Origin of the sequence: Anaerovibrio sp. (assembly GCF_051866355.1) — a bacterium.
Lineage (GTDB): Bacteria > Bacillota > Negativicutes > Selenomonadales > Selenomonadaceae > Anaerovibrio.
The window spans coordinates 1-4,712 of record NZ_JBJDWZ010000018.1; the positions used below are offsets into that span (position 1 = coordinate 1).

8 protein-coding genes are annotated in these 4,712 nt (G+C 47.6%); all 8 read right to left on the minus strand.

Annotation, left to right across the window (positions count from 1 at the left end; all coding sequences use genetic code 11):
• The coding region (locus ACI3UA_RS00970; RefSeq protein WP_439722966.1) for a ParB N-terminal domain-containing protein at window positions 1-740 on the minus strand (740 nt) is incomplete at its 3' end.
• Window positions 733-1,599, minus strand: a complete 867-nt coding sequence (locus ACI3UA_RS00975; protein WP_439722967.1) for a ParB N-terminal domain-containing protein — start codon at window positions 1,597-1,599, stop codon at window positions 733-735. The genes ACI3UA_RS00975 and ACI3UA_RS00970, both read right to left, overlap by 8 nt.
• The gene (locus tag ACI3UA_RS00980; RefSeq protein WP_439722968.1) at window positions 1,599-2,123 is read right to left on the minus strand and encodes a ParB N-terminal domain-containing protein; all 525 of its coding nucleotides are present in this window, start codon (window positions 2,121-2,123) and stop codon (window positions 1,599-1,601) included. The genes ACI3UA_RS00975 and ACI3UA_RS00980 overlap by 1 nt, the downstream gene beginning before the upstream one ends.
• Before the next feature lie 65 nt (window positions 2,124-2,188).
• Window positions 2,189-3,025: a DUF1848 domain-containing protein gene (locus tag ACI3UA_RS00985; protein WP_439722969.1), complete on the minus strand. Its 837-nt coding sequence runs from the start codon at window positions 3,023-3,025 to the stop codon at window positions 2,189-2,191.
• Window positions 3,022-3,486, minus strand: coding sequence for a hypothetical protein (locus tag ACI3UA_RS00990; RefSeq protein WP_439722970.1), 465 nt, complete (start codon window positions 3,484-3,486; stop codon window positions 3,022-3,024). Before ACI3UA_RS00990 ends, ACI3UA_RS00985 begins: the two co-directional genes overlap by 4 nt.
• Before the next feature lie 23 nt (window positions 3,487-3,509).
• Window positions 3,510-3,917, minus strand: a complete 408-nt coding sequence (locus ACI3UA_RS00995; protein WP_439722971.1) for a hypothetical protein — start codon at window positions 3,915-3,917, stop codon at window positions 3,510-3,512.
• Between the two features lie 13 nt (window positions 3,918-3,930).
• Window positions 3,931-4,302 (minus strand): hypothetical protein, encoded by a 372-nt coding sequence (locus tag ACI3UA_RS01000; RefSeq protein WP_439722972.1) that lies wholly within the window; start codon window positions 4,300-4,302, stop codon window positions 3,931-3,933.
• Window position 4,303: 1 nt separating this feature from the next.
• The gene (locus tag ACI3UA_RS01005) at window positions 4,304-4,636 is read right to left on the minus strand and encodes a hypothetical protein (RefSeq protein ID WP_439722973.1); all 333 of its coding nucleotides are present in this window, start codon (window positions 4,634-4,636) and stop codon (window positions 4,304-4,306) included.
• Between the last annotated feature and the right edge of the window lie 76 nt (window positions 4,637-4,712).

Genomic DNA, 4,712 nt, shown 5'->3' on the forward strand with positions numbered 1-4,712 from the left:
CCAATGTCGATAATGCTATCAGACTTGGCAAGGTTAGGGATAAGAAACTTCTCATACAAAATGGAAGTGTTGGACTGCCGCCCATCGGTACTCAGGCGCTTCGGCTGGGCAAGGAATTGATGGTAGGTTTCTACACCGAGATTGTCAAAGTTATACTTGCCGTACTCGATGCCCATGCACTCCAAAAACTCCTTCACATCTTCATTCGGAATGCCGTAGCTAAGAACGCCGTAACCCATTTTCTTTGCGCAATAAGCGTATTCAGCATTGAGGATTACATTCCCATCGCCGTCAGTTACTACACTGCCCCACTCGCCATAGCGGGAAAGCAGCTTCGTTATCTCGGAGCAGACCAGCACATTCTGCGGCTCGCTCTCAATCCTGATTTCATGCGAAGGGCAGTAGCTGTACGCCCCCACTTTGAAAGAATCCAGCCGGACAGAAGTCTTGCTGGTTTCAATGGAGTTGTGCATTAAGTTGAACAGAATTTCGTCCTGCAAATTAGGAGTACGGATTTTAATGCACGGAAGCGTTTTCAGACCGATTGCTGCGGCGGCCTTTTTTCGCTGATGCCCTGCCGTAATGATATTGTCCGTAGAATTAACAATCAGCGGCTTAACCATACCGAAGCGGCTGATGCTGTGCTTCAGGGACTCAAGTGCCTCGGGCGTAATGGAACGAGGGTTGTACTCGGAACCGGATACGGCATCAATAGGCACATTCTCGTCAAACTCAATCACTCTTTTCCACTCCTTTCAGCAGATAGCTGGCAAAGCTACCCTTCAAAATTTCGCCTGAGTCGATATATTTGGCATACTTAGCGTTAAGCCTGTCAAGCTCCACCTGCGAGATAAAGAACGCCACATCACCGAAACGGAACTGACAGAAAGGTATGGTTCCCTTCGACTGACGCGCAGGCTCAGGTTCGGACGGCTTCGTATCCGCTCTCGCAACGCTCTCGCTGGCGATTGCCTCTGCTGGTACATATTCCTCCGTAGCGGCAGGCATTGCCACGTTAGGCGCGCTCTCAGCGGTCACAGGAGCATATTCCTCTGCCGCAGGAACATCCATAGATTCCTCCGCAATAGGCTCCGGCTCGTCAATGGAGCCGGTATTGGTATGCACGACAGGCTTCTTTGGAGCATCAGGCTTATTCACGCCCATGAAATTAAAGGCTGGAACCCTTATCTCAGCCTGCTCAGGCTCGATGTCAAATACCTCCGCAGACAGCTCAAACCTTTCCAGCAGGAGCTGGTTCTTTTCCAAAGTGAGGTCAACCTGCGACAGCTCCTCTTTCAGCTTCTCAAAATCCCAGTCACTATATTCACTGGTTTTGTTATCCACAAGCCTGAACAGATTAATCTGCTCATCGGTAAGCTCATCGGCAATAATGCACGGAACGCTCATTATGCCCAGCTCACGGCAGGCCCTGACACGGGTATGGCCACAGACGATGGTGTAATTCATGTCCACAACCACTGGGAACAAGAAGCCAAAACGCTCGATGCTGTACTTTACCTTCTCTACCGCCAAATCATTGTTGCGCGGATTGTTTTCGTACTCACGGAGCCGTGATACGGATATTTCCCTGATATTCATTACGCTTCACCTCCGGTAAGATACAGCACAAAGCCCAAATAAGTTTTGTTTTCAGCGATATAAGCATCATAGAGTGCCTTGAGCCGGGCATATTCATCCTCGGTAATCGGCAGCTCGTTATTGCCAAAAATCAGCATCTTGTTATCGGTGAAGAATTTCCTGTCACGGTTTGGGCGGAAGAAATTAGTCTTGAATTCGAGATTAATTCCGTCCAGCTCCTTGTGCAGTTTGCCGACATCCCATGTGGAATACTCGTGGCTCTTATTGTCGACAATCCTTGCCAGCTTCGCATCTTCCTCGCTCATATTCTGAACAATGCACGGCACGGCTTCCATCTCAAGCTGTTTCGCGGCCTTGAGCCTCGTATGCCCGGAGATGATTACGTTGTTTTGGTCAATGGTAATCGGGTTCAGAAAACCAAAGTCCTTGATGCTTTGCGCAACCTTGGCTACTGCATTTTCATTGTTGCGGGCGTTCCCCTCATATTCGATGAGTTCGTCCACCCTCTTGTAAACAATTTCCATGTTCTATCCTCCTATGTTCTAAAATATAGCGCAAGAAAGCCCCCGCATAACACGGAGGCTTTCTGCTAGTTTCTCTGTTTAATTTTTTCTTCGCCGGTAAGCGGTGTCCCTAAAAGTTCCGCGTGAACGTCCGGCGGTGGCTGGACGTATCCGTAATGTTTTGCATAACAGTACGCACAGCCATGACTGCAAGTGCTATATGCGCCAATATCCACGCTTTCAACGCATTGGCACAGCCCTCGCTGATTTCTGTCCTTCGGCTTAGCAACGCCGAACATCGCCCCATCCACACAGCTGGAATGAGGAAGCCCCAGCTCCTCGGCACATGAGGACAATGTTATGCCGTGCTGGGCGGCAATTTCTGACAGCAACTGCGCCAGCTCCTTCTGCCTTTCAGGAGAAAGCGGCTGAATGTTCAGAGGCCGCAGGTCTACGGTGCGGTATGAGTCCACAAAGCTCATTACCGCCCGGCTCGTATGCCCTTCCAGCATTTGCGCCATTTTTGAAAACGCCTTTACATGGTAATCAAAAGTGTAATGGTCGTTTATGAATACGGGGTCATACCGCCAAATGGCTTTTTCCCTGCCGATTTTCTTGAACGCAGGTATGATAATATTTTCCTTATCGGGAATATTACGTTCTACGTCCTTGCCATACGGTGTGATGGTAAACTGAAAATAGTATTTGTACGAATCAAGTTCGTGTATTCTTTTGAGCATAGGCGCGGCATTTTTTGTCCAAAACACGAAGCCATCTACTTTATCGGGCGAGAGAGTTACCCGCCCGACTTGTAGTGGATTATAGGGGTTTTTAAGGAGGACATAACCCGCCTGTAATCTGTTGTAAAACCATTCCGAGAAAAGAGCCGGAATATCGGTCCTTCTGCTTGCACTCACAATCATTTTATTCTCCCGTCCTTTACAAAATTAGCAAAAATCCAATTACGGCACTTACGCTGATTTTCTGTAAATATTCCGGGCGGATTGGGTACGTAATCCCAGAAATGGATACGCCTAGCATTTGAGATTTCCAGCTTGATTTTCTTATTGTCAATGGAAATATGAGAATTCAGTTCAGGAACAAACGCAACGTGTGTATTCTGTTCCCAAGCAAACCCTTCACTCAAACCGCAGAGATAATAAGCTTTTATGCCGGGGTACTGCTGGACATCAATGTCCACAACAGCCCGCGTTTTATGGAGTGTCCCGTAATAAACGCGGTTATCTTTTTCCCCGATGAAGCACTTTGCGCAGCACTCGTTAATATTTACATCACGAATGGCGCGGAGCCAAAAGAAATTGCATTTTCGCCTTATCTCAAGCCTCATGTGCATAGGCACGAATATATTTTTCGACGTTATCATTTTATCATCTCCTGTGTGTCAAATCAATGACAGCTTTGTGACACGACGGCGCAGGATTCCAGCTCAGGATTGTGCTTGAGAAACCACTTGCCAAGGCTATTCAAGACCGTAGGGCAAGTGCAAGCTGTGACATTGGTAACTGACACACCTGCCCCAGCTAATGCATCTACAAGTGCATTTATCGGACCGATAGGGCCTGTAGCCCGGCTCCTGACCTCGCACATTCTGCGTCCGTGGTCATCAAAACTCTCGAACAGGATATGATACAGAGTATTGTTGCCGCTGGCTGATACGCCCGATGTGAGCCTGCCCAAGCAGATTTCATACCCTGTTTTGAGCGTACCAACAAGCGTATATGTCCTTTTATCGGCCACATAAGTCGGCATTGGGTTGTACCCATCAAATCGGCGCGGAATAAAATTTGTCACCATGCGCATCACCTCCTCAATACAATAATCCGCCTATCGCAATAGGCTCTTTGGCATCATCAGGCTTGCAAATTGTCCGCCGCTCTAACGTAATAAATTCAGAGCGAAGTTCTACGCAGGTATCACCCCATTCTTCACCTATGCTGATAAAGTCGCCCCCACGAGAATCGCATTCTTCTCCCAGCTCCTCAATCTCTGCACTACACCGCCAAGCATCGCAACAGCGGTGCAGAACCACAACATCTTCCCCTCCGATGCGGTACTGCTTGCGCTCAGCTTTACCTACAAATTCTACAAGCTCTTTTTGTTTATAGCGTGCTGCATCTCGCATCATATTTTCAAAAGTTTTAGCATCAAAAGCCACGTAAATATCACGCATATAAGACATATCACTCACATCCTCCTTCGTCAATGCGCCTCTTTTCTACTACTTCGGCAAGATTCAGAAATGCCTTTTGGCCTCGCAAAGCAAAACTATCTTTGAACATGCGAAGTATGGACGCATCGTTGTAAATACGCTCGCCATCGAGGTAGTCCCTTTCATCCAATATCGTGAAATAAAATTCCATGCCATGAATATTGTCAGGTGACTTGCTGAATTCTACCAGTTTTTTAACTTTCCTGTATAAGTCAGCCCCGCTACTGCACTCATCGTTGCACGGCCCGCCATAAGCATAATGGTAATCATGCAAATCATGCTGTTCTCTCACCAAAATCTGCATTATCCACTCACTCCCTTGCAATAAAATAAGCCCGCTTTGCAACGGGCCGATTTAGGCAAATTCGGCATATTATCAA

Excerpts from the sequence above, each read along its gene's own strand:
- ACI3UA_RS00975 (WP_439722967.1), bottom strand. The coding sequence starts at position 1,599 with ATGAATATCAGGGAAATATCCGTATCACGGCTCCGTGAGTACGAAAAC.
- ACI3UA_RS00980 (WP_439722968.1), bottom strand. The coding sequence starts at position 2,123 with ATGGAAATTGTTTACAAGAGGGTGGACGAACTCATCGAATATGAGGGG.
- ACI3UA_RS00985 (WP_439722969.1), bottom strand. The coding sequence starts at position 3,025 with ATGATTGTGAGTGCAAGCAGAAGGACCGATATTCCGGCTCTTTTCTCG.
- ACI3UA_RS00990 (WP_439722970.1), bottom strand. The coding sequence starts at position 3,486 with ATGATAACGTCGAAAAATATATTCGTGCCTATGCACATGAGGCTTGAG.
- ACI3UA_RS00995 (WP_439722971.1), bottom strand. The coding sequence starts at position 3,917 with ATGGTGACAAATTTTATTCCGCGCCGATTTGATGGGTACAACCCAATG.
- ACI3UA_RS01000 (WP_439722972.1), bottom strand. The coding sequence starts at position 4,302 with ATGTCTTATATGCGTGATATTTACGTGGCTTTTGATGCTAAAACTTTT.
- ACI3UA_RS01005 (WP_439722973.1), bottom strand. The coding sequence starts at position 4,636 with ATGCAGATTTTGGTGAGAGAACAGCATGATTTGCATGATTACCATTAT.